We start from the raw sequence: 24228 nt of genomic DNA on the forward strand, positions 1-24228 counted from the left end.
CCGTCAGACGGCTTGCTGACCGACTTGCTGTCCCGCCCGGAGGACCCATGACCCCGCCCACCGCCTCTCATGATCCGTACGCGGAGCCGTACGAGGACGAGGGCGACCAGCCGCTGGTCCGGCCGTACGCCATGACCGGAGGCCGGACCCGGCCGCGCTACCAGCTGGCGATCGAGGCACTGATCAGTACGACCGCGGACCCCGCGGCGCTCATGGGGCTGCTCCCGGAGCACCAGCGGATCTGCCACCTGTGCCGTGAGGTCAAGTCGGTGGCCGAGGTGTCGGCACTGCTCAACATGCCGCTCGGCGTGGCCCGGATCCTGGTCGCGGACCTCGCCGAGGCCGGTCTCGTCGCGATCCACCAGCCGGGCGGCGACGACGCCACCGGCGCGCCGGACGTGACACTGCTCGAAAGGGTGCTCAGTGGACTTCGCAAGCTCTGACGCGGGGCGGTCCACCACCTCCGCGAAGATAGTGGTGGCCGGCGGTTTCGGCGTGGGCAAGACCACGTTCGTTGGTGCCGTCTCGGAGATCAACCCGCTGCGCACCGAGGCCGTCATGACGTCCGCTTCGGCCGGCATCGACGACCTCACCCACACCGGGGACAAGACCACCACCACGGTGGCCATGGACTTCGGCCGTATCACCCTGGACCAGGACCTGATCCTGTACCTCTTCGGTACGCCCGGTCAGGACCGCTTCTGGTTCATGTGGGACGACCTGGTGCGCGGCGCCATCGGCGCGGTGGTACTCGTGGACACCCGGCGCCTGGCCGACTGTTTCCCGGCCGTCGACTACTTCGAGAACAGCGGCCTGCCGTTCGTCGTCGCGCTGAACGGCTTCGACGGACAACAGCCCTACCAGCCCGAAGAGGTGCGCGAGGCGCTGCAGATCGGCCCCGACACCCCGATCATCACGACGGACGCCCGGCACCGGGCCGATGCGAAGAGTGCCCTGATCACGCTGGTCGAGCACGCCCTGATGGCACGGCTGAGGTAGCACCCAATTCAGATATGCCATACGGCAGTTGTCGTAGATACACCGGAGCCGACTGTGTCCTTTGACACGGTCGGCCAAGGTGTTCATAACGTTTCGGCAGAGGAATCGGGTGGTACGGCCACGCGTCGCGCACATCCGGTCTCGCTGCGCGCACAATCGCCCCGCCTTTTGGCGGGGCTCGCTCTTTATGACCGTTTTATCTGGGGCTTACATCGCCTGCAATCCGCCCACGGGACTGTTTGGAAGAGCGCAGGTCGTCGTGCTGGAATGCCTGAACTGCCCAATAGTCAATGACGCCCTCGTCCGTCGCTGGCGTCTTGGGCTCTGAACACTGCGGCACAACGTTGGTGCCGACCGCCGAGAGGTTGTTGGTCGAGTGAGGCGAAGCAAGAACAGTCCCGAGCCGTCGGCCCGGGGCAACTTCACCCCGCCGCCGCGCACAGCGGCGCCCGCCCCCGTGCCCGGTTCGGAACCGACGGCCGCGCCCGCCGAGAGCGGCGGCCGTCTCTCCCCGCGCAACTGGCGTGTGGCGACCAGGCTGAACGCGATCCTGCTCATACCCGTGGTGGTCGGCCTCGTCATGGGCGGCTTCCAGGTGAAGAGCTCGATCGACACCTGGCAGGAGGCCGAGGACGCGGAGAACACCGCGCGCCTGGTCCGCGCCGCCCTGGCCTACGGCAACGAACTGCTCACCGAGCGCGACGTGACCGCCGCGCCCCTGCTCCAGGGCAAGGGTGTGAAGGACCCGACGGTCGTCAAGGCCCGCGCGAACACCGACAAGGCGGCGGACGCCTTCGACGAGGCCGTCAAGAACATGCCCGACCGGCCGGGCCTGGAGCGGCGCCTGAAGCGCTTCCGCGAGGTGGAGCCGAAGCTGACGCAGCTGCGCGCGGCCGCCTACACCAGCCAGCTCAAGGGCGTGCAGACCGAAGAGGGCTACGTCGAGACCGAGCACCGGCTGCTGGAGTTCGCCAACGAACTCGGCCTGGGCACCGGAAACATCACCAGCTACGGCCGTACCGTCTACGCGATCTCGCTGACCAAGGGCGCGCTCTCCCTCCAGCGCTCCATCGGCATGCACATCCTGATCAAGCCCGGTCCGGACGGCGGCAACCTGGCCAGCCAGCGCATCGCCCTGTCCTCGTACGCCTACCTGGAGCGCATCGCCATCCAGGAGTACGAGAGCGGTGGCACCGAGGCGGACTTCGCCAAGCTGACGACGGCGGAGAAGCAGATCAAGGCCGACGGCGCCAGGATGGCCGCCGAGGCCAAGGCCAAGGACCCGGACTACGTGCCGCCGCCCGCCAGCCCCACCACGATGGTGGCCAATATCGCGGCGCTTCCGTCCACGGACCCCAGCGAGCGCGCCGCCCTCGCTCAGCAGGGCATCACCGCGCAGAACTGGTGGGCCGTCACCACGCTGAAGTACAACGCGTACGACAAGATCGAGACCGAGCTCGCGGACCGCGCGGTGAGCGAGGCCTCCGACATCGCCGGCGACGCCCAGCGTGACGCCTACATCACCGGTGCCGCGGTCGTGGTCGCCCTGCTCCTGGCCTTCATCCTGGCCGGTGCGGTCGCCCGTCAGATGAGCCGCTCGATGCGCCAGCTGCGCAACGCCGCCTTCGGCATCGCCGAGCAGCGCCTGCCGATGCTGGTCGACCAGCTCTCGCGCACCGACCCGGGCCGGGTCGACACCCGCGTCGCCCCGATCCCGATCGCCACGACGGACGAGATCGGCGAGGTCGCCCGGGCCTTCGACCAGGTCCACCGCGAGGCCGTCCGGCTCGCCGCCGAGCAGGCCCTGCTGCGGGGCAACATCAACGCGATCTTCACCAACCTCTCGCGCCGCAACCAGTCGCTGATCGAGGGCCAGCTGACCCTGATCACCGACCTGGAGAACAACGAGGCCGACCCGGACCAGCTGGAGAACCTCTTCCGCCTGGACCACCTCGCGACCCGTATGCGCCGCAACGGCGAGAACCTCCTGGTCCTCGCCGGCGAGGAGCCCGGCCGCCGCTGGGACCAGCCGGTCCCGCTGGTCGACGTGCTGCGCGCCGCCTCCTCCGAGGTGGAGCAGTACGAGCGCATCGAGCTGTCCGGCGTCCCGGAGGCCGAGATCCACGGCCGTGCCGTGACCGACCTCGTGCACCTGCTCGCCGAGCTGCTGGAGAACGCGACGACGTTCTCCTCCCCGCAGACCAAGGTGCGGGTGACCGCCACCCGTCTTCCCGACGGCCGCGTCATGATCGAGATCCACGACAAGGGCATCGGCCTGACCGCCGAGGACTTCGCGGACATCAACCACAAGCTGGCCAACCCGCCGACCGTGGACGCCGCGATCTCGCAGCGCATGGGTCTGTTCGTGGTCGGCCGGCTGTCCGACCGGCACGGCATCCGGGTCCAGCTGCGCCCCTCGGGCGAGCAGGCCGGCACCACCTCGCTGGTCATGCTGCCGGACGCGATCACCCACGGTGGTGGCGGCGAGCAGCACGTGGACCGCGACGAGTTCACCGTCTCGCAGATCATCCCGGAGCAGAACTTCGGCGGCGGCGGCGAGAACTTCAACCAGCAGCCCATGCGCACGGCCGCGGAACTCGGCTTCGACGACAGCCGCTACTCCGAGGTCCCCGACGACATACGCGAGCTGGATCCCGTCGGCCGCTCCCTGATGCGCGAGGAGCGCCGGGCGGCGCTGGAGTCGCAGTCGCACGAGCAGCCCGCGCTGCCCGCGCAGAGCGGCCAGGAGCCCTCCCAGGCGACCGGCTACCGTGACGAGTACAACGGGCGGCAGGGCTACGACACCGGGCAGGCCTACGACACCGGCCAGACCGGCTACCCGGAGCAGCAGCCGTCCGCGTACGACCGTCAGGCGCCGTACGAGCAGCAGCAGCCGGCGTACGACGAGCAGCGGCACACGGCGTACGAGGAGCCGCAGCGGTCTGCTTACGACGAGCAGTACTATGCGCCGAACGGCGGCGTGCCGCACAACGACACCTTCTCGCCGAACGGCGGCTACCCCGAGCCCTCCTATGCGGAGCCGGCCCAGGAGGAGACCCCGGGGCAGGGTGCCGGCGGGGCGGGCGGTTTCGCCGCGTTCGAGCAGCGACGCCACCAGGACGACTGGCCGCAGCAGGACGGTTACCGGAACGGCTACCCGAGCCAGTACCCTTCTCAGGCCCCGGAAACGGAATCTGCGCAGGCCGCTGACGCAAGTGAGCAGGACCGCGTAGGCTTCGACCGTCCGGGATCGAGCCCCTCCGCCGCTCACACGATGACCGACGCCGGGCTTCCCCGCCGTGGACCCACCGCGAGCGGTGCGAACGGTACGGGTGGCGCACGGCATGTGAGCCAGGAGCCGCCGGCCTCCGCACCGGAGGGCAACGGCGACGACTGGCGCTCGGCCAACGACGAGCGGTGGCAGCAGGCCTCGCAGCTCCGGAAGCCCAAGGCGGGCGGGGTCACCTCCTCCGGCCTGCCGAGGCGGGTGCCCAAGGCGAACCTGATCGAGGGTGCCGCCGAAAGCACCCCCCAGGGAGGCCCACAGGTCTCCCGCGCCCCGGAGGACGTCCGGGGCAGGCTGAGCAACCTGCGTCGAGGCGTCCAGCGCGGACGCAGCGCAGGCAGTGAAACGAACGGCCAGGGCTTCGGTCCTGACAGCACCTACAACCAGGAGCGTTAGTGTGAGCCCGATGAGCCAGGCGGCACAGAACCTGAACTGGTTGATCACCAACTTCGTGGACAACACCCCGGGGGTGTCCCACACGGTGGTGGTCTCCGCCGACGGACTCCTTCTGGCGATGTCCGAAGGCTTCCCCCGCGACCGCGCCGACCAGCTCGCGGCCGTCGCCTCCGGTCTGACGTCTCTGACGGCAGGCGCTTCCCGGATCTTCGAGGGAGGCGCGGTGAACCAGACGGTTGTGGAGATGGAGCGGGGATTCCTCTTCATCATGTCCGTATCCGACGGTTCGTCGCTCGCCGTTCTCGCTCATCCCGAGGCGGACATCGGTCTCATCGGGTACGAGATGGCACTGCTGGTGGACCGAGCCGGTACGGTCCTGACACCGGACCTTCGTGCAGAGCTCCAGGGGAGCCTGCTCAACTAGTAGACGGACGGTGCGTTTTGGCGTCCCGGGGCCGTAAGGTTTCGGGACGCGGCTCCACAGCGATGGGTGCCAGGCACAGTCGGAGGAGGAGAAAGTGGCAACACCCCCAGGCGGTTCGTCTTCGGGCAACTGGTCGTACGGCCCTGCCCAGGGCCAGGGCGACGGTGGTCAGAACCCGAACCGTTACAACTTCCCCTCCGCACCGAGCCACCGGCAGCCGTACGCGCCGCAGGGCCCCGGCCCGTCGCCGTACGACCAGCCGCCGGCCCCGCGTATCCAGCCTGTGCAGCCGCAGCGCCGCACCCCCGAGCCGGCGCCCGCCGGGGCGTCGAACAACCCCTTGGTGCGTCCGTACGCCATGACCGGCGGCCGGACCCGCCCGCGTTACCAGCTCGCCATCGAGGCGCTGGTGCACACCACTGCGCAGCCGCACCAGATGCAGGGCCAGTTGCCCGAGCATCAGCGGATCTGCAACCTCTGCCGGGAAATCAAGTCGGTCGCCGAGATCTCGGCGCTCCTCACGATCCCTCTCGGCGTGGCCAGGATCCTCGTCGCCGACTTGGCGGAGGCGGGACTGGTCGCCATCCATCAGCCCGGCGGCGACGAGAACGCCGGCGGCCAGCCAGACGTGACACTGCTCGAAAGGGTGCTCAGTGGACTTCGCAAGCTCTAGCGGAGGGCCTTCCCGCTCCACCACGTCCGCGAAGATCGTGGTGGCTGGCGGCTTCGGCGTGGGCAAGACCACGTTCGTTGGTGCCGTCTCGGAGATCAACCCGCTGCGCACCGAGGCCGTCATGACGTCCGCTTCGGCGGGCATCGACGACCTCACCCACACCGGGGACAAGACCACCACCACGGTGGCCATGGACTTCGGCCGTATCACCCTAGACCAGGACCTGATCCTGTACCTCTTCGGTACGCCCGGTCAGGACCGCTTCTGGTTCATGTGGGACGACCTGGTGCGCGGCGCCATCGGCGCGATCGTGCTGGTCGACACGAGGAGGCTCGCCGACTGCTTCCCGGCCGTCGACTACTTCGAGAACAGCGGCCTGCCGTTCGTCATCGCGCTGAACGGCTTCGACGGACAGCAGCCGTACACGCCGGACGAGGTCCGCGAGGCGCTGCAGATCGGGCCGGACACTCCCATCATCACGACGGACGCGCGGCACCGGGCCGATGCGAAGAGTGCCCTGATCACGCTGGTCGAGCACGCCCTGATGGCTCGACTGCGGTAGCTCTCCTGCTGTGGGACAGCCCCTGGCGGCCTTTGGGCTGCCGGGGGCTGTTGCGTTGCCGGGTGCGGGTTTGTGGGAGTTGATCGCGCAGTTCCCCGCGCCCCTCAGGGCATGCCCTCCCTGGGCGCGACAAGGAAGAGGCCCCTCCAGGCGGAGGGGCCTCTTCCTTCTTGTTGCTCAGCGCCAGCTGTGCGGTGCGCGGAAGCCCGGCTCGCGTTCCAGGCGGCGCCAGCCGGCCTTGATGCGGCCGCGGTGGGCCGGGGTCGGGTCCGTGGGGCGGGCGGCGGCGCGGGCCAGGAGGATGGCCGTGATGGCGGCGACCTCCTCGGGCTCGGCGTGGCCCTTTTCGACGCGGATGTCAGGCGATTCCATGGGTGTCAGTCTCCGTGAGGAAGATGTCCGCCGGGTTACTGCGGCGGGTTGCCGTGCTTGCGGGACGGCAGGTCCGCGTGCTTGGTCTGGAGCATCGCGAGGGACTTGATCAGCACCTCGCGGGTCTCGGCGGGGTCGATGACGTCGTCGACCAGGCCGCGTTCGGCCGCGTAGTACGGGTGCATCAGCTCGGACTTGTACTCCTTGACCATGCGGGCCCGCATGGCCTCGGGGTCCTCGGCCTCGGCGATCTGACGGCGGAAGATGACGTTGGCGGCGCCCTCCGCGCCCATGACCGCGATCTCGTTCGTCGGCCAGGCGTAGGTGAGGTCGGCACCGATGGACTGGCTGTCCATGACGATGTACGCACCTCCGTAGGCCTTGCGCAGGATCAGCGAGATCCTCGGCACGGTCGCGTTGCAGTAGGCGTAGAGGAGCTTCGCGCCGTGGCGGATGATGCCACCGTGCTCCTGGTCGACGCCCGGGAGGAAGCCGGGGACGTCCAGAAGAGTGATGATCGGGATGTTGAAGGCGTCGCACATCTGAACGAAGCGGGCCGCCTTCTCGGAGGCCTCGATGTCCAGCACGCCCGCCAGGGCCTGCGGCTGGTTCGCCACGATGCCGACGACCTGGCCGTCCATCCGGCCCAGCGCGCAGATGATGTTGCGGGCCCAGCGCTCGTGGACCTCCAGGTAGTCGCCGTCGTCGACGATCTCCTCGATGACCTTGGCCATGTCGTACGGCCGGTTGCCGTCCGCCGGGACCAGGTCCAGCAGGACGTCCGAGCGGCGCTCGGCCGGGTCCGAGGACTCCGAGCGGGGCGGGTTCTCGCGGTTGTTCTGCGGGAGCAGCGAGAGCAGGTAGCGGACCTCGGCGATGCAGGTCTCTTCGTCGTCGTAGGCGAAGTGGCAGACACCGGAGGTCTCGGCGTGGACGTCGGCGCCGCCCAGGCCGTTCTGCGTGATCTCCTCGCCCGTGACCGCCTTGACGACGTCGGGGCCGGTGATGAACATCTGCGAGGTCTCGCGGACCATGAAGACGAAGTCGGTGAGGGCGGGGCTGTAGGCCGCGCCGCCGGCGCACGGGCCGAGCATGACCGAGATCTGCGGGATCACGCCCGAGGCCTTGGTGTTGCGCTGGAAGATGCCGCCGTAGCCGGCGAGGGCCGAGACGCCCTCCTGGATACGGGCGCCGGCGCCGTCGTTCAGCGAGACCAGCGGGGCACCGGCCGCGATGGCCATGTCCATGATCTTGTGGATCTTCGTGGCGTGGGCCTCGCCCAGGGCGCCGCCGAAGATGCGGAAGTCGTGCGCGTAGACGAAGACCGTGCGGCCCTCCACCGTGCCCCAGCCGGTGATCACACCGTCGCTGTACGGCTTCTTGGCCTCCAGGCCGAAGCCCGTGGCCCGGTGCCGGCGCAGCTGCTCGACCTCACGGAAGGACTCCGGGTCCAGGAGGAGTTCGATCCGCTCCCGCGCGGTCAGCTTGCCCTTGGCGTGCTGCGCCGCGGTCGCCTTCTCGCTCGGTCCGGCCACCGCCTGCGCACGGATCTCGTGCAGTTCGGCCACGCGTCCGCGCGCGTCGGTCGGCTCACCCGGCGCCTCATCCAAAACGGTCATGTAGCGACCTTACGAAGTCAACCGTGGAATGCGAGCCGTCGACTCCTCACAGTCTCCGGCGTGTTTTCCTGGTACCCCTGAACAGAACCCTGGCGAGGTTGACCCTTTCTGACTGCTCAGGGGGCGTGTCGCTTGTAGGGGTCACACAAAGCGGTCAGGCGAGAGTCACCTCACAGACATGGGTGGCGCATACCGCCCCCGGAGTGACGCGCAGGCGCAGCCCGCGGCCGGCGGACAGCACCTCGACCGTCTCGTCCACGCGACCGACCCGCCGGACCGGTCGGTCCCAGGCGATCTCCAGAGGCTCGCCGGTACGGGGCGGCTCGCTCACGCAGAGCGTAGCGGTGCGGCCCCGGACGACCGTCAGCACGCTCGCGGCGGCGGAGGCGGTGAGGGGGCCCGCGGCGCCGGCCCTCCAGAAGGTCGCGGCCGTGCAGCCGAGGGAAGGCACGGCGACGGCCTGGCGGCCGGGGTCGTTGGCGAGCACCGACATCCAGTGTCGGTCGGCGGCCCGGCGCGCGACCGCCCGGCGGGACGCCCCGGGCATCAGGACGTAGGCGTACGCGGCGTCCTGCGGGTCGGTGCCGTGATCGAGCCAGAGGGTCTGCCAGCGGCGGGTGCGCCGTTCCCGCGTGCCGCCGGTGTTGATGTCGGACCAGGCACCGGTGCGGTCCTCGCGCAGCGCCTTCGGTTCGCGTCCGAACAGCAGCCAGCCGCCGTGGCCCTCCAGGTGGGCCCAGCCGGGGCCTTTGACGAAGCGCGGGGTGCCGGACGCGCCGAGGTTGCGGTTGTCGACGACGGTCTCGACCGGGACACCGTCGGAGCAGGTGATCCCGGCGCCGAGGCAGATCACCGCGTCCTCCACGCAGAACCAGGACTTGCGGGCCTCCAGGGTGGAGCCGAGGCCCTTGAGGTGCTGGCCGAGGGCCGCGTACCTGCCGTCGGTGGTGCCGCCGACCCAGCGCGTGTCCGGGCGGGCCGTGCCCCACTCGCCTCCCTCGCGGTCGGCGAGCCGTCTGGTGGAGACGGTGGTGCCGGGCAGCCGGTACCAGTCGACGGTCGGCCAGAACCAGTCCGTGTACTGGTCGCCGGTGCCCTCGGCCCACCAGCTGACCATGCCCGCGCCGGTGTGCCAGCCGCGGGGGTTCTCGCCGTTGCCGCACTCGTAGTGGGCGATTCGGTCGCTGGCCATGGCGATGTTCACGGTGAAGCCGGGGCCGCGGTGGACGGCACGGTCCATGGCGGGGAAGAGGTGGTGCCCGGCGGGTTCGGGGGCGGCCGGGGCGGGTGAGGCGGCGACGGTGTGCAGCCGGGCCAGGTCGGCGACGCCGAACTGGGGCGCCGTCAGGATCGGGCTCACGGTGTCCCGTTCGATCCAGCCCTTGATGCGGGCGTGCCAGCGGTCCCGTTCCGCCGGGCTCGCGCCGGCCGCGAGGAGGGCGATGGCGGCGATGAGCAGGTGGCCGTGGTAATGGTCGCCGCGCAGGATCTTGCGGTCGTCGGCGGTGAGGTGACCGCGGCTGATGGCGCGGCCGTTGACGCTGTCCATGACCAGTCCGTCGTGGAGGAGCGGGGCGTAGGCACGCTCGACGCTGTCGAGGACGATCTGCCGGTTCGGGTCGGTGACCTCCCAGGCGGATCCGGCGAGCAGGGCGAAGAGCCGGCCGAGTCCGTCGAGCACGACCTGGCCGTACGTGCCCGAGTAGGCGACCCAGGTGTGCTGGACGAACGAGCCGTCGGCGTGGAGGCCGTCGCCCCGGGTGACGTAGGGGAAGACCGGGGAGAGCGCGTCCCGGGCGAGGGCGATCTTGGCCGGTTCCCGGCCGAGGACGCCGCGCAGGGCCACGGAGCGGCACAGGTCGACGCGGTTGGCGCCGGTGGAGGTGCCGCTGTAGTCGCCGAGGGCGGAGTCGGGGACGAAGTGGTCGACGGCGGCGCAGGCCGCACGGACGCGGTCCTCCCCCAGCCGCTCGTACAGGGCGGCCGTGATGTCGGTGAGCAGGCGGGGGCTGCCGATCTGCCACTCCCACCAGTTGCCGTAGGGGGTGGTGGAGGGGTGGTAGACGGTGGCGGAGAGGTGGTCGAGGCCACGCAGGATGCCGGCGAGGAGGGCGGGGTCGGCGGTGGAGCCGGTGCCCTGCTGGACGTACGCCTGGGTCATGGTCCACAACCGGCCGTAGCCGAGGGTGATGCCGGCCGGCGGGTCGAAGGGGTGACCGGGCCAGAGGGAGTGCGCCGTCGGGGCCATGCTCGCGTGCAGGTCGCGGGCGAGTGCGCCGGTCTCGGCGAGCCGGGCCGCGTAGGGCTCGGCGGTCGGGTCGTAGCCGGTCCCGAGGGAGATGCCGAGCCAGCGGCGGCGGAGGGTGTCGTACGGGTCACCGGCCTCGTCGCCGGTCCGACGCCCGGGTGCCGCGCCCCCGGTCGCCGCGAGGGCCGCGGCCGCGAGCAGCAGGACCCGGCGACCGGGCCGGAGCGGAACGGCGGCCCCGACGGTGCGGCGGGGGAAGACGCGACGCTGCGGAGTCATGCCCATGCCCTACCACGGGGGGACGGTCACCTGAACGGTGGATCAGGCCGGAGTGACCGGAACGGAGGAACGGCCGGGCGGACACGGTGCGCGGCTCGGCAGACGGCGTCCGTAGATGAGTCCGTAGGGAACTCGCGGGGCAGCACGGTCTGCCGATGTGCCTCGGCGCGAGCGGTCAGCTGCTCAGCCGAAACGGTTGAGCAGCTCGGTCGTACGGACCCGGTGCGAGGCCCCGGGGGGCACAGTCGCACGGGCCGGCCACCGCGGCTCGGCGGATGCAGCTGCTCAGCCGAAACGGTTGAGCAGGCGGCGGTACAGACCCGGTGCGAGGCCCCGGACCCGGCCGGGGACGGTCAGCCAGGTGGGGACGTAGGCCTCGTCGCGGTTCTGCCGGACGGCCTCCCAGATCGTGCCGGCCACGCAGCCCGGCGAGAGGAGACCGGTGCGGGTGCCGTCGTAGGGCCTGCCGCGGCGGGTGTGGAAGGCCGTGTCGACGGCTCCGGGCACGACGAGGGTGACGCCGACGCCCGTGCCGCGCAGCTCTTGGCGCAGCGCCTCGGCGAATGCGGCGAGCCCTGCCTTGGCGGCGGAGTACACCGCCTCCTCCCGCAGGCCCACGCAGCCCGCGACCGAGCCGAGCAGCACCACACGGCCCCGCCCGGCGGCGATCATGGAGGGCAGCACCTCCCGCACGAGGTGCAGCGTGGCGTTGAGGTCGAGGGTCAGCACCCGGTCGATGTCGGTGTGCGGCATGGAGGTGAAGGGGCCCGTCCAGCCCATGCCCGCCCCGGCGACCAGGACGTCGACGCGGCCGGTGGCGTGCAACGCGGACTGGGCCAGCAGGCGCGGGCCGTCCGGGGCGGCGAGGTCGGCGGGCAGTACGACGGCCGAGGTGCCGGACGCCGTCTGCTCCAGGCGGTGGCGGTCGCGTCCGCTGAGGAGCAGCTGCCAGCCGTCCATCGCGAAACGGCGTGCCGTGGCCGCGCCGATGCCGGACGAGGCGCCGGTGACCAGGGCCACGCGCCGGTCGAGACGTCGCGGTGGCCCGTACTGGTGCACGCGGGCGGGGACGGGGGCCGTGGAGCGGCGCGGGGCGGGGTCCGCCGGTGGGTCGTAGGCCGAGCCGGAGCCGGTGAGTGTCACGAGTCGCTCTCCCCTGCGCTGGGCGTCCGCCGTGGTCTCGTCTGTCTCCATGCGCTCCCTTGACACGGAACCCCCTCTCGCGGGACGCCGCCACCGCACCGGCCGCCGGCCGGGGGGCGGGCGCTCCGGCTGCCCGGGGTCCGCGACCCCTGGGCCGACCGGTGCGCGGCCGCCGCGCACCGCGTCCGGCGGGGCCACCCCGGAGGGCCCCGGAATTGGGCCAAGCGGTGGAACGAGAGGGGTGCCGCAGACGTCAGGCGGAGGAAACCTCCCGAAGATGTTGAACATTGAACGGAATAGGTCTACGGTGGGTCGCGTTGAAGTGGTTAAACGTTCAACATCATGCACAGGAGGCGTACACCATGAGCATCTTCAGCCGCACCGACACCCGGACCGCCGCCGCAGACACCGCCGTGAGCCCCGAGCTGGCCGCCCTGACCGGCGACTACACGATCGACCCCGCGCACTCGACGATCGGCTTCACCGCCCGGCACGCCATGGTCACGAACGTCAAGGGCGGCTTCCAGGACTTCACCGGCACGCTCCGGCTCGACGGCACCGATCCGGCGCGCTCGACGGCCTCCCTCGACGTCGTGATGGACAGCATCGAGACCGGCAACGCCGACCGTGACGGACACCTCAAGAGCGCGGACTTCTTCAGGACGGACGAGTTCCCGGCCATGACCTTCCGCTCCACCGGCGTGGAGGCCCTGGGCGGTGACGACTACCGGATCACCGGCGACCTGACGATCCTCGGCACCACCCGCAAGCTCGCCATCGACCTCGAGTTCAACGGCGCCGCGAAGGACCCGTTCGGCAACGAGCGTGTCGGCTTCGAGGGCAAGGCGGAGATCCTGCGCTCCGAGTGGGGCCTGACCTGGAACGCCGCGCTGGAGACCGGCGGCGTCCTGGTCTCGGACAAGATCAAGCTGAACTTCGACATCTCGGCCATCAGGAACGCGTGAGTCCCGCGGGACCGGCCCGGTGAATCATCGCCCGGGCCGGTCTGGCCGGTTCCGGCCCCTTGTGCGAGGACCGTCGGCGTTCCCATAATCCAGCAGCAATATTTTGACCAGTCCATGCCAGCACATGGACGTTCTTTTTGCCCTTGCTGCTGTCATGCGCTCGTCAATCTGATGCTTCGGTTGCACCTCCCCAGTCAACCCCCCACGGAAGGCATCACGTTGAAGAGACTTCTCACGGCCCTCAAGAGATGCGCGGTCCTCGGCGCCGCCGCGCTCGCGATCGCCAGTCTCCAGCCCGTCTCCGCCGCGCAGGCCGCCCCGTCCCCCGTCGTCGGCGGGACCCGGGCCGCGCAGGGCGAGTTCCCGTTCATGGTCCGGCTCTCCATGGGCTGCGGCGGCGCGCTCTACACCCAGCAGATCGTGCTCACGGCCGCGCACTGCGTGGGCAGTTCCGGCAACAACACCGGCATCACCGCCACCGCGGGGGTCGTCGACCTGCAGTCCGCCAGCGGCCGGGTCCAGGTCCGTTCCACCAAGGTGCTGCGCGCCCCCGGCTACAACGGCACCGGCAAGGACTGGGCGCTGATCAAGCTGGCCCAGCCCATCAACCTGCCGACCCTGAAGATCGCCACCACGACGCAGTACAACACCGGTGACTTCACCGTCGCCGGGTGGGGCGCCAACCGTGAGGGCGGCTCCCAGCAGCGCTACCTCCTCAAGGCGACGGTGCCGTTCGTCAGCGACGCCGCGTGCAAGGCCTACGGCGGCCTCTACAGCGGCCTCGTCGCGAACGAGGAGATCTGTGCCGGCTTCGACGCGGGCGGTGTCGACACCTGCCAGGGCGACTCCGGCGGCCCGATGTTCCGCAAGGACAACGCCGGCAACTTCGTCCAGGTCGGCATCGTGAGCTGGGGCGAGGGCTGCGCCCGGCCCAAGGCTCCGGGCGTCTACACGGAGGTCTCCACCTTCGCCTCCGCCATCGCCTCGGCGGCGTCGACCCTCTGACCCGCGGCTTCCAGGGCCCGGCGCCGGAGGGTGCCGGGCCCGTTCCGCGTGACGGCCTCCGCCCTGCGGACCGGTCGTGCGGACCGGTCGTGCGGACCCGTCGTGCGGACCCGTCGTGCGGACCCGTCGTGCGGACCCGCTCAGCGGATCCGCCTTGGCACGACTGCCGTCTCCGCTGGGCGAGCAGCGGCCGGGCCTGTCCGACGGGGTACAGCCCTGGTCGCCGGAGCCCTCGCGGGGCCACCACCGGGCGCAGTCCCGGGAAAACCGGTGGACCGGGTCCCCCGGGCCCGTCTAGCCTGCCGTCCATGTCCAGCCCCGAGGCGTCCAGAGTGTGGCCACCGGCTCTCCGGTGGCTGTTCGTGACGCCGATGCCGGGCCGCTGAGGCCGCCCGCTCCGCTCCGCTGCCGGTTTGCCGTCCGACCTGTCGTGTCCGACGTCGACCTCCGGTGCGGAGTTCTTTCATGCCGTTCGCTCTTCTTCTGCTGGGCCTTGCCGTGTTCGCGCAAGGCACGTCCGAGTTCATGCTGTCCGGGCTGGTGCCGGACATCGCCCGGGACCTGGGGGTGTCCGTCCCCGCGGCGGGCACGCTGACCTCGGCCTTCGCGGCCGGGATGGTGGTGGGGGCGCCCCTGGTGGCGGGGCTCGCGCGGCGCTGGCCGCGGCGGGGCGCCCTGCTGGCGTTCCTCGTCGTCTTCCTCGCCGTCCATGTCGCCGGTGCGCTCACCGGCAGCTTCGCCGTCCTGTTCGCCACCCGGGTGGTGGGGGCGCTCGCCAACGCCGGGTTCCTGGCGGTCGCCCTGGTCGCCGCCGTGGGCATGGTTCCGTCCGACGAGAAGGGGCGGGCGACGTCCACGCTGCTGGGCGGAGTCACGCTGGCCTGTGTCGCCGGGGTCCCGGCCGGGGCCGTGCTCGGCCAACTGTGGGGCTGGCGCGCCGCGTTCTGGGCCGTGGCGCTGATGTCGCTGCCCGCGCTGTTCGCGGTGGCGCGGTCCGTGCCGGGCGGTACGGCCGGGGGTGAGCCGCCCGCGCTGCGCGGTGAACTGCGCTCGCTGCGCGACCCCCGGCTGCTCGTCACCCTGCTGCTGGGCGCCCTGGTGAACGGCGCGACGTTCTGCACGTTCACCTATCTCGCGCCACTGGCCACCGAGGTCACGGGGCTGGGCAGCGCCTGGGTCCCCGGAGTCCTGGCCCTGTTCGGGGCCGGGGCGTTCCTCGGGGTGACCGCCGCGGGGCGTTTCGCCGACCGGCGTCCCGTGCCGGTCCTCGTCGGCGGGGGCCTGGCGCTGGGCGCGGGCTGGTGCGCCCTGGCCCTCGGGGCCGGGCACCCGGCCGTGGCACTCGCGCTCGTCTTCACCCAGGGTGCCCTGTCCTTCGGCGTCGGCTCCACGCTGATCGCCCGGGCGCTGTACGCGGCGCAGGGCGCGCCGACCCTGGCCGGCGGTTTCGCGACGGCGGCGTTCAACGTGGGCGCGGCGCTGGGCCCTTGGGCCGGAGGCGCGGTGATCGACGCGGGGTTCGGGTACCGGGCGCCGCTGTGGGTCAGCGCGGGTCTGGTGGGGCTGGCGTTCGCGGTCGCCGGGGTGGCCGCCCGCGAACCGGAGCGGGCCGTCGGACAGGAGACGGCACGGCCCTGAGCTCATGCGGTGGGGGCGCGCCGGGGCAGGCCCGGTTCGCCCTCGCGGGCACGGGCGCCCGCCCGCGGCGCCGGGGCGTACGGCTCGCCGCCGCTCGCGCCAGAACCCGAGCCCGCTCAGAACCCGGGCCTGCCCAGAACCCGGGCCCGCTCAGAACCCGGGCCCGCTCAGAACCCGGGCCTGCCCAGAACCCGGGCCTGCCCAGAACCCGAGCCTGCCCAGAACCCGAGCCCGCTCAGAACCCGGGCCTGCCCAGAACCCGAGCCCGCTCAGAACCCGGGCCTGCCCAGAACGCGAGCCCGCTCAGAACCCGGGCCCGCTAAGAACCCGAGCCCGCTCAGAACCCGCCCCCGAAGTCCCCGCCCCCACCGAAGTCACCGCCTCCGAATCCCCCTCCGAAGTCACCGGCGTCGAAGTCCGCGCCGGAGATGTCGCCGCCGTCGTAGCCGCCGAAGTCGCCGTAGCCGGAGCCGTAGTCGGCCGCGTAGGCGGGGCCGGCCATCATGCTGCCGAGCATGGTGCCGACCAGGAGGCCGGGCAGCAGGCCGCCGCCGAAGTAGCCGCCGGCCCAGGGGCCGTACGCCGGTCCGGCCTCCCAGTAGGGGCGGCGGCCGTAGTCGGTGTCGACCTCGCGGATCGCCGGGTCGCGGCCCTCGGCCAGACGCCTGCCGTCGGCCGCGCAGACGGGGACCTCGCGGGCGGTGCCGGCCGGTGGCGTCCAGGTGGCATCGGCCACGGAGGGACCGTGGCGCGGGTCGAAGAAGCAGGGTGGGCGGCGCTCCGGCAGGGCCCCGCCCTCGCGGCGGGCCGCGAGCCGGGCCAAGCAGAAGCGGCCGTCCTCCACGGCCTGGGTGACGGCCCGGACGTCCTCCGGTTTCGTCGCGGCCGCCATCAGGGACTTCGCCTGCTCGTAGGAGTCCAGGGCACGCTCGTAGTCGGTGCGCATCGCGTCGTCGGCGCCGGGCTCCCCGGGATGGAAGTCGAGCCGGTCGAGCTCCTCGCCGAACGCGGTGATGTCCTCGTCGACGACCACCCGCAGCTTCTCCAGCGCGACTCGCTGCTCCTCCTCGCGGCGGCGCCGGTTGCGGCGGGCCACGGCGTAGACGCCCGCGCCGCCGGCCGCCACCAGGGCGCCGACGGTGATCAGGCCGCCGACCGGCACGTCGGTGCCCGAGCCGCCGCTCCAGCTGCTCGGCGCAGAACCGCCCACGTTGCGCAGGGCGTCGTCGACGAAGTCGTTCAGCTGGGCCTTGGTGTCACCCGCGCCCTGCACCGCCGTGACCAGGTTGGACACCGCCTGCCTGCTCATCACGGAGCTGTCGGCCCGGGCGTCGAACCGGTCGCCGAGGTGGACGCCGTACAGGCCGGTGATGCCGGTCTCCGTGCGGAGGTTCCGGAAGAGGTCCTGCGTGGGGAAGCCGGCCGGGAGGACCGCCACGAAGACGGGCTTGCCGGCGTCCTTGATCTTGTCGGCGAGCGCCTGCGCGTCCGACGCCGCGAGCTGCCCGGAGGCGGCCGGATCGACGTAGACGGGACTCTCGCGCAGTCCCTGGGCGACCTGGGAGAGGTCGGTGGCCGCGTGCGCGCCCGGCGCACCGGCCAGCAGCACCGCCAGCACGGCGGCGAACGGCACGATCAGCAGACGTACGACGGTACGCACCAGTGCGGCCCTCATATGTTCGAAAGTACCCGAAACGGCACAGAAAGGGTTATCCGTCGAGGCGGGGACTTGCCGGCGCGGCTGCGCCTAGGATGCCCCTGGCCATCCAGGAGGGCGGGAGCGGGACATGTTCGGACGACGCAGGGCTGCGGACATGACGGTGTCCGAACTGACCGAGCTGGACCGGTCGCGGACGCGCGCCGATCTGTTGTGGGAGCTGTTCCGGCATGCCGAGGCGGAGGTGACGTCGGCGATCGGCTGGTACCTGGCCCGCCGCCGGGGGCCGTCGCTGTGGTCGCGTTCGCTGCGGGCGCTCGCCACACTGCTGGGCATAGTCGGCACGATCACGCCGCTGGTGCACGCGGCCTCGCCCACGACCGTGCAGCCCGAGTGGGGGTTCGTGTTCCTGGCCGGTGGCGCGGGGTGTGTGCTCTTCGACCGGATCTTCGGGTTCTCGGCGTCCTGGACCCGCTACATCCGCGCGGAGATGGCGCTGCAGCAGATCCTGAAGAAGGCGCAGTCCGACTGGGCGCAGGCGTTCCTGAGGACCACCGACTCCCCCAGCGACAAGGAGCAGGCCGCCCTGCTCGGGGTGATCGAGCGGCTGCGGACCGACGCGCAGCGGATCATCGAGGACGAGGGCGCGGCGTGGGTCGGCTATCTCGCCGACGGCGTCGAGGAGCTGACGCGCTCCACCGGCACCACGACCGCCCAGCGCTCCCACACCGCGGGTCTCTTCCGTCTGGACCGGACCCCCGGGCGTGACCGCGGCGGCGAGGTCCCGGGGCCGCGGGCCCGGGACACGGCGATGTGACACGCGCCCCGGCGGGCCACCCGGCCCGCCGGGGCGTCGGCTACTCAACCGGAGCGACGCCCGCCCGCAGCAGCCCGAAGGTGTACGCGTCCTCCAGAGCCTGCCAGCTCGCGGCGATGACGTTCTCGGCGACGCCGACCGTCGACCACTCGCCCGCTCCGTCGGACGTGGAGATCAGCACACGGGTCGTGGAGTTGGTGCCGTGCTTGCCCTCCAGGATGCGGACCTTGTAGTCCACCAGCTCCAGCTTGGCGAGCTGCGGGTAGATCTTCTCCAGGCCCACACGCAGGGACCGGTCGAGGGCGTTGACCGGGCCGTTGCCCTCCGCGGTGGCGACGATGCGCTCGCCCTTGGCCCACAGCTTGACCGTGGCCTCGTTGGCGTGGGAGCCGTCGGGCCGGTCCTCGACGATGGCCCGCCAGGACTCGACCTCGAAGTAGCGCAGCGGCCTGCCCTGGACCTCGGCGCGCAGCAGGAGTTCGAAGCTCGCGTCGGCGGCCTCGTAGGTGTAGCCCTCGAGTTCGCGCTCCTTCACCCGCTCGACCACCCGGCCGACCAGCTCGCGGTCGCCGCCGAGGTCGACGCCGAGCTCCTTGCCCTTGAGCTCGATGGAGGCGCGTCCGGCCATGTCGGAGACCAGCATCCGCATGGTGTTTCCGACCAGCTCGGGGTCGATGTGCTGGTACAGGTCCGGGTCGACCTTGATCGCGGAGGCGTGCAGCCCGGCCTTGTGGGCGAAGGCCGAGAGGCCGACGTAGGGCTGGTGCGTGGAGGGGGTGAGGTTGACGACCTCGGCGATGGCGTGCGAGATGCGGGTCATCTCCCGCAGACGGCTCTCGGGCAGGACCTTCTTGCCGTACTTCAGTTCCAGGGCCGCCACGACCGGGAAGAGGTTGGCGTTGCCGACGCGCTCGCCGTAGCCGTTGGCCGTGCACTGCACGTGCGTCGCGCCGGCGTCGACGGCGGCCAGGGTGTTGGCGACCGCACAGCCCGTGTCGTCCTGGGCGTGGATGCCGAGCCGGGCGCCGGTGTCGGCGAGGACGGTGGAGACGACGGCCTGGATCTGGGCGGGGAGCATGCCGCCGTTGGTGTCGCACAGGACGACGACGTCGGCGCCGGCCTCGGAGGCCGTTCGGACGACCGCCTTGGCGTACTCGGGGTTGGCACGGTAGCCGTCGAAGAAGTGCTCGCAGTCGATGAAGACCCGGCGGCCCTGGTCCTTGAGGTAGGACACGGTGTCGCGGACCATCGCCAGGTTCTCGTCCAGGGTGGTGCGCAGGGCGAGCTCGACGTGGCGGTCGTGCGACTTGGCGACGAGCGTGATCACCGGTGCGCCGGACTCCAGGAGCGCCCTGACCTGAGGGTCCTGGTCGGCTGTGGTGCCGGCGCGGCGGGTGGAGCCGAACGCGACGAGCTGGGCGTGCCGGAAGTCGATCTCCTGCTGGGCGCGGGCGAAGAACTCGGTGTCCCGGGGGTTGGCGCCCGGCCAGCCGCCCTCGATGAAGCCCACGCCGAAGTCGTCCAGGTGCCGTGCGATGGCCAGCTTGTCCGCGACGGTGAGGTTGATGCCCTCCCGCTGGGCGCCGTCGCGCAGGGTGGTGTCGAAGACGTGGAACGAATCGTCGAGCTCGCTGGTTTCGGTCATGGTCTCAAGGCTCCTGAGGATGGGATCTCGGTCGTACCGGAATGACCGGCTCCACCGCCCTCACATACTCCCTCGCGCTCTCGCCTCCGGCTGTGGGTGGGCCAGAAATGCGAAAAACCTCTCGCGGGTGCGAGAGGTCTGCGCGCGGGTCGAGGACGACGGTGTCCACCCGTACCTGGTCGTACGTGATGGTCACTGCGGACCGGCGCGCCTGCTGCCAATAATCATGGCGAACGAGAGCACGAGGGCAGTTTGGCACACCCCCCGCGCTCCGCTCACCGCCGTCTCAGGATGCGGTCGGTCACCTCGGGTGACGGACGCGGACGGGCACAGCCCGGACGGGCACAGCCCGGGAGGGCTCTCAGCCGTCGGTGAGGAGGCTGTCGGTGAGGAACTCGCCCACGTGCCGGAGGATCTGCGCCCGGTCGGTGCCGCGCAGGCCGATCGCCACGTGGATGGCGAAGCCGTCGAGCAGCGCCCGCAGCCGGGCGGCGAAGCGGTCCGGGTCGACGCGGCGGAACTCCCCGCGCGAGATGCCCTCGGCGAGCAGGGCGACCAGGTCGCGGTGCCAGGCGCCCTCGATGGCGGCCTGCCGCTCCCGGGCGTCCTCATCGGCGTTCTGCGAGCGGTTCCAGACCTCCAGCCACAGCGTCCAGTGCGGGTCGCGGTGCCCGTCCGGGACGTACAGGTCGACGTAGGCGTCGAGGCGTTCGCGGGCGGGCGCGGTCCGGGTGAGCAGGCGCCCCCGCTCGGCGCCGAGCCGGCCCTCGCTCCACTCCAGGGTGCGCAGCAGCAGTTCGTCCTTTGAGCCGAAGTAGTAGAGCAGATGCCCGCTGCTCATGCCGACCTCGCGGCCGAGCGCGGCCATGGTGAGCTTCTCCAGGCCGCGCTCGGCGATCATCTCCATGGCCGCGGCGAGGACGTCCTCACGGGGCGGGGCCTGCCGTCGCCCTCCGGCCATGTGCGACTCCTAGATCCTCGGCTGCTGCTGTGTGATGCAGTGGATGCCGCCACCGCCCGCGAAGATCGTACGGGCGTCCACCAGCGTCACGGTGCGCTCGGGGAACAGGCGGCGGAAGACGCCCGCGGCGATCTCGTCGCGCGGGTCGTCGAAACCGCACAGCACCACGCCGCCGTTGCACAGGTAGTGGTTGATGTAGGAGTGGTCGGCCCAGTGGCCGTCGGCCTCCAGGACGGTCGGGGCGGGGACCTCGACGACCTCCAGGCGCCGGCCGCGGGCGTCCGTCTGCGACTTCAGCAGGCCGATGACCTCCCGGGTGACCTCGTGGTCGGGATGGGCGGGGTCGGGCTGGGAGTGGGCCACGACGACGCCCGGGCGGGCGAACGCCGCGACGATGTCGACGTGGCCGAGGGTGCCGAAGACGGGATGAGGGTTCCCCCTGCTCGAGCCGGGCCGGGAGCTCGGGGGAGGGTAGTCGCCGGTCAGGCCGCGCGGCAGCCAGATCGCCTTGCGGGTGCCGAGCTGCGCGTGGATCTCGGCCTCGACCTGCTCGCGGGTCCAGCCCGGGTTGCGCTCCGGGCCGAGCTGGACGGTCTCGGTCAGCAGGACCGTGCCCTCGCCGTCGACGTGGATCGCCCCGCCCTCGTTGACCAGCTCCGAGGGGTACGTCCGCGCCCCGGCGAGGTCGGCGACGTGCCCGGCGATCTTCGCGTCGTGCTCCCAGCGGGCCCACTCCTGGGCGCCCCAGCCGTTGAACGTCCAGTCGACGGCTGCCAGTCCTCCCCTGCCGTCGGTCAGGAAGGTGGGGCCGACGTCGCGCATCCAGGCGTCGTCGAGGTCCCGCTCGACCGTGTCGACGTCCTCCCCCAGCAGGGCGCGCGCCTCGCCCGACTGCCCCGGCCCGCACACCACCGTCACCGGCTCGAAGCGGCGTACGGCCCTGGCGACCGCGGCCCAGGCGCCCCGGGCGGCGGCCAGCTCCCCGGGGTCGTCGAAGGTCTGGTTCCGGCCCGGCCAGGCCATCCAGGTGCGCTCGTGCGGGGCCCATTCGGCGGGCATGCGGAAGCCGTCGGCGGCTGCGGACATCGTTGATCCTCAGAGGAAGTAGAGACGGTTGAGGGAGACGGACTCGGCGGGCTCGGAGCGCAGCGGCTCGCCGTCGAGGGTGACGAGACCGGTGCGCTGGTCGACGTCGACCGTTCCGGTACGGGAGTTGAGGCGCAGGTCGGCCGGGCCGATGCCGCGGGTGCCGCGCACGGCGGCCCTGCGGCGCCGGGTCGGCATGGTGTCGTGCCCCTGGTCGAGCGCGGCCTGCGCGACGAACGCCACCGAGATGTCGGCCGGTGTCGCCCCGTGCGCGCCGAACTGCGGCCCGAGGACGAGGGGTTCGCAGGTGTCGGTCGCCGCGCCCGGGTCGCCCACCACGCCGTACGCCGGGAAGCCGGCCTTCAGCACCAGTTGCGGTTTGGCGCCGAAGTACTCGGGCCGCCACAGCACGATGTCGGCGAGCTTGCCGGTCTCGATGGATCCGACCTCGTGCGCGAGCCCGTGCGCGAGTGCGGGGTTGATGGTCAGCTTGGCCATGTAGCGCAGGACGCGCTCGTTGTCGTGCTCGTCGTCGGGGGCGCCGAACTCGGCCTTCATCTTCCCGGCCATGGCGAACGTTCGGCGGACGGTCTCGCCCGCGCGTCCCATGCCCTGCGCGTCCGACGAGGTGATGCCGATCGCGCCCAGGTCGTGCAGGACGTCCTCGGCGCCCATGGTCCCCGCGCGGATGCGGTCGCGGGCCATGGCGGCGTCGCCGGGCAGATCGGTCTTGAGGTCGTGGACGGAGACGATCATGCCGTAGTGCTCGGCGACGGCGTCCCGGCCGAAGGGCAGGGTGGGGTTGGTGGAGGAGCCGATGACGTTCGGCACGCCCGCCATCTTCAGGACGTTGGGGACGTGCCCGCCGCCGCAGCCCTCGATGTGGAAGGCGTGGATGGTGCGGCCCTCCAGCACGCGCAGGGTGTCCTCCACGGACAGGCACTCGTTCAGCCCGTCGCTGTGCAGGGCGACCTGGACGTCGTGCTCCTCGGCGACGCGCAGGGCGGTGTCCAGCGCGCGGGTGTGGGCGCCCATGTCCTCGTGCACCTTGAACCCGCAGGCGCCGCCCTCGGCGAGGGCCTCGACCAGGGGCGCCTCGTGCGAGGACGATCCCCGGCCCAGGAAGCCGATGTTGACGGGCCAGGCGTCGAAGGCGTTGAACGCGTGCCGCAGCGCCCAGGGCGAGTTGACGCCGACGCCCCACACCGGCCCGAACTCCTGCCCGACGACCGTGGTCACGCCGGAGGCGAGCGACGCCTCCATGATGCGCGGCGACAGCAGGTGGACGTGGGTGTCGACGGCCCCGGCGGTGGCGATGAGGCCCTCGCCGGAGACGATCGAGGTACCCGTGCCGACGACGACGTCGACCCCGTCGAGGGTGTCGGGGTTGCCGGCCCGCCCGATCGCGCGGATGCGGCCCTCGCGGATGCCGATGGACACCTTCCGGACGCCCTGCACGGCGTCGATGACGACGACGTTGCTGATGACGACGTCACAGGTCTCGCGGACCGCCGCCGCCTTCAGGTGCAGTCCGTCGCGGGCGGTCTTGCCGAAACCGGCGAGGAACTCGTCGCCCCGGCGCTGGGAGTCGGACTCGACCTCGACGACCAGACCCGAGTCACCGAGCCGGATGCGGTCGCCGGCGCGGGGGCCGTGCGTGGCGGCGTACTCGTACGGGGTGAGGCGGCGCGCCTCGGCGGGGTGGCCTCCTGGGCGGCTCATCGCCCGACCTCCTGACCGGCTGTTTCCGGTACGCCGAGATAGCCGCAGGCGGCGGCCCGCCTCAGGGCCTCCCCCTTGGCGCCCGGCGCGTCCAGCGGCCCGTCGACGAGCCCGGCGAAACCGATCGCGATCCGCCCGCCCCCGATCGGCACCAGCCCGACCTCGGCGCTCTCCCCCGGCCCGAACCGGACGGACGACCCCGCGGGCACGGCGAGCCGCATGCCGTAGGCCCGTTCGCGGTCGAAGTCGAGCCGCGGGTTGGCCTCGAAGAAGTGGAAGTGGGAGGTCACCGAGACGGGCACGGCCGCGGTGTTGGTGACCGTGAGCCGCTCGGCCGGCTCGGGCTCGGCGTCCCGCGGCCCGGGCAGCAGCGCACCCGGGGCGTCCGGCCCCGAGCCGCCTCCGATGGGGTCGGAGACGACCGCGAGCCGGGAGCCGTCGTCGAAGACGGCCTCGACGTGCACCTCCGTGACGACGTCGGCGACACCGGGCAGCACGTCGCCGGGCCCGAGGACGGACCGGGCGGCCTCGACGGCCTCCGCGAGCCGCCTGCCGTCCCGGGCGGCCTCGCACACGGTGTCGGCGATGAGCGCGGTCGCCTCGGGGACATTGAGCCTCAGTCCCCTCGCCCTGCGGGCGCGGGCGAGCTCGGCGGCGCCGAAGAGCAGCAGCCGGTCGCGTTCGGTCGGGGTCAGCCGCATGTCACTCCCTCCATTTAGAGCATCACTCTA

The 24228-nt window shown here is 71.8% G+C and carries 20 protein-coding genes; 10 read left to right on the forward strand and 10 right to left on the reverse strand.

Annotated features, from left to right (window positions below):
* Nucleotides 1–47: 47 nt before the first annotated feature.
* The 6 genes from ACFCXS_RS04905 to ACFCXS_RS04930 all read left to right on the forward strand — a co-directional run bounded on the left by ACFCXS_RS04905 (nucleotide 48) and on the right by ACFCXS_RS04930 (nucleotide 6340).
* The gene (locus tag ACFCXS_RS04905; RefSeq protein WP_030851927.1) at nucleotides 48–443 is read left to right on the forward strand and encodes a DUF742 domain-containing protein; all 396 of its coding nucleotides are present in this window, start codon (nucleotides 48–50) and stop codon (nucleotides 441–443) included.
* Nucleotides 424–999, forward strand: a complete 576-nt coding sequence (locus ACFCXS_RS04910) for an ATP/GTP-binding protein (RefSeq protein WP_104781463.1) — start codon at nucleotides 424–426, stop codon at nucleotides 997–999. Before ACFCXS_RS04905 ends, ACFCXS_RS04910 begins: the two co-directional genes overlap by 20 nt.
* A gap of 376 nt (nucleotides 1000–1375) precedes the next feature.
* The gene (locus ACFCXS_RS04915) at nucleotides 1376–4681 is read left to right on the forward strand and encodes a nitrate- and nitrite sensing domain-containing protein (protein ID WP_376641664.1); all 3306 of its coding nucleotides are present in this window, start codon (nucleotides 1376–1378) and stop codon (nucleotides 4679–4681) included.
* Between the two features lie 10 nt (nucleotides 4682–4691).
* Nucleotides 4692–5105: a roadblock/LC7 domain-containing protein gene (locus ACFCXS_RS04920; RefSeq protein WP_003993185.1), complete on the forward strand. Its 414-nt coding sequence runs from the start codon at nucleotides 4692–4694 to the stop codon at nucleotides 5103–5105.
* Nucleotides 5106–5199: 94 nt separating this feature from the next.
* Entirely contained in the window at nucleotides 5200–5778 is a 579-nt protein-coding gene (locus ACFCXS_RS04925; RefSeq protein WP_029181511.1) for a DUF742 domain-containing protein, read from the forward strand.
* Complete coding sequence (locus tag ACFCXS_RS04930; protein ID WP_014675207.1) at nucleotides 5759–6340, forward strand: ATP/GTP-binding protein; 582 nt, start codon at nucleotides 5759–5761, stop codon at nucleotides 6338–6340. The genes ACFCXS_RS04925 and ACFCXS_RS04930 overlap by 20 nt, the downstream gene beginning before the upstream one ends.
* Before the next feature lie 177 nt (nucleotides 6341–6517).
* Here the strand turns inward: ACFCXS_RS04930 and ACFCXS_RS04935 are convergent, their stop codons facing one another.
* The 4 genes from ACFCXS_RS04935 to ACFCXS_RS04950 form a co-directional block, all read right to left on the reverse strand.
* The gene (locus ACFCXS_RS04935) at nucleotides 6518–6712 is read right to left on the reverse strand and encodes an acyl-CoA carboxylase subunit epsilon (RefSeq protein ID WP_030851540.1); all 195 of its coding nucleotides are present in this window, start codon (nucleotides 6710–6712) and stop codon (nucleotides 6518–6520) included.
* Nucleotides 6713–6747: 35 nt separating this feature from the next.
* Nucleotides 6748–8331: an acyl-CoA carboxylase subunit beta gene (locus ACFCXS_RS04940; RefSeq protein WP_376641665.1), complete on the reverse strand. Its 1584-nt coding sequence runs from the start codon at nucleotides 8329–8331 to the stop codon at nucleotides 6748–6750.
* Nucleotides 8332–8485: 154 nt separating this feature from the next.
* Nucleotides 8486–10858: a polysaccharide lyase 8 family protein gene (locus ACFCXS_RS04945; RefSeq protein WP_376641666.1), complete on the reverse strand. Its 2373-nt coding sequence runs from the start codon at nucleotides 10856–10858 to the stop codon at nucleotides 8486–8488.
* A gap of 285 nt (nucleotides 10859–11143) precedes the next feature.
* Nucleotides 11144–12001, reverse strand: a complete 858-nt coding sequence (locus ACFCXS_RS04950) for an SDR family NAD(P)-dependent oxidoreductase (protein ID WP_376641989.1) — start codon at nucleotides 11999–12001, stop codon at nucleotides 11144–11146.
* A gap of 362 nt (nucleotides 12002–12363) precedes the next feature.
* On the opposite strand from ACFCXS_RS04950, the gene ACFCXS_RS04955 reads away from it, so the two are divergent.
* The 3 genes from ACFCXS_RS04955 to ACFCXS_RS04965 all read left to right on the forward strand — a co-directional run bounded on the left by ACFCXS_RS04955 (nucleotide 12364) and on the right by ACFCXS_RS04965 (nucleotide 15609).
* The gene (locus ACFCXS_RS04955; protein ID WP_376641667.1) at nucleotides 12364–12966 is read left to right on the forward strand and encodes a YceI family protein; all 603 of its coding nucleotides are present in this window, start codon (nucleotides 12364–12366) and stop codon (nucleotides 12964–12966) included.
* A 219-nt stretch (nucleotides 12967–13185) separates the two neighbouring features.
* The gene (locus ACFCXS_RS04960) at nucleotides 13186–13971 is read left to right on the forward strand and encodes a trypsin-like serine protease (protein ID WP_376641668.1); all 786 of its coding nucleotides are present in this window, start codon (nucleotides 13186–13188) and stop codon (nucleotides 13969–13971) included.
* A 465-nt stretch (nucleotides 13972–14436) separates the two neighbouring features.
* Nucleotides 14437–15609 carry a Cmx/CmrA family chloramphenicol efflux MFS transporter gene (locus tag ACFCXS_RS04965; RefSeq protein ID WP_376641669.1) on the forward strand — a complete coding sequence of 391 codons (1173 nt, stop codon included), beginning with the start codon at nucleotides 14437–14439 and terminating at the stop codon, nucleotides 15607–15609.
* A 337-nt stretch (nucleotides 15610–15946) separates the two neighbouring features.
* Here the strand turns inward: ACFCXS_RS04965 and ACFCXS_RS04970 are convergent, their stop codons facing one another.
* Nucleotides 15947–17284: a hypothetical protein gene (locus tag ACFCXS_RS04970; RefSeq protein WP_376641670.1), complete on the reverse strand. Its 1338-nt coding sequence runs from the start codon at nucleotides 17282–17284 to the stop codon at nucleotides 15947–15949.
* A gap of 112 nt (nucleotides 17285–17396) precedes the next feature.
* Here ACFCXS_RS04970 and ACFCXS_RS04975 point away from each other — a divergent pair, with 112 nt between their 5' ends.
* The gene (locus ACFCXS_RS04975; protein WP_376641671.1) at nucleotides 17397–18083 is read left to right on the forward strand and encodes an SLATT domain-containing protein; all 687 of its coding nucleotides are present in this window, start codon (nucleotides 17397–17399) and stop codon (nucleotides 18081–18083) included.
* A 40-nt stretch (nucleotides 18084–18123) separates the two neighbouring features.
* On the opposite strand, the gene cimA is transcribed toward ACFCXS_RS04975, so the two are convergent.
* From cimA to ureA, 5 genes are all read right to left on the reverse strand, one after another.
* The gene (cimA, locus tag ACFCXS_RS04980; RefSeq protein WP_376641672.1) at nucleotides 18124–19728 is read right to left on the reverse strand and encodes a citramalate synthase; all 1605 of its coding nucleotides are present in this window, start codon (nucleotides 19726–19728) and stop codon (nucleotides 18124–18126) included.
* A gap of 361 nt (nucleotides 19729–20089) precedes the next feature.
* Nucleotides 20090–20689 (reverse strand): TetR/AcrR family transcriptional regulator, encoded by a 600-nt coding sequence (locus ACFCXS_RS04985; RefSeq protein WP_376641673.1) that lies wholly within the window; start codon nucleotides 20687–20689, stop codon nucleotides 20090–20092.
* Nucleotides 20690–20698: 9 nt separating this feature from the next.
* Entirely contained in the window at nucleotides 20699–21775 is a 1077-nt protein-coding gene (locus ACFCXS_RS04990) for an agmatine/peptidylarginine deiminase (RefSeq protein ID WP_376641674.1), read from the reverse strand.
* A 9-nt stretch (nucleotides 21776–21784) separates the two neighbouring features.
* The gene (locus tag ACFCXS_RS04995) at nucleotides 21785–23497 is read right to left on the reverse strand and encodes an urease subunit alpha (protein ID WP_376641675.1); all 1713 of its coding nucleotides are present in this window, start codon (nucleotides 23495–23497) and stop codon (nucleotides 21785–21787) included.
* Nucleotides 23494–24198 carry an urease subunit gamma gene (gene ureA / locus ACFCXS_RS05000; RefSeq protein ID WP_376641676.1) on the reverse strand — a complete coding sequence of 235 codons (705 nt, stop codon included), beginning with the start codon at nucleotides 24196–24198 and terminating at the stop codon, nucleotides 23494–23496. The genes ACFCXS_RS04995 and ureA overlap by 4 nt, the downstream gene beginning before the upstream one ends.
* Nucleotides 24199–24228: the final 30 nt, after the last annotated feature.

The sequence above is a fragment of the Streptomyces sp. NPDC056373 genome, from assembly GCF_042262425.1.
GTDB lineage: Bacteria > Actinomycetota > Actinomycetes > Streptomycetales > Streptomycetaceae > Streptomyces.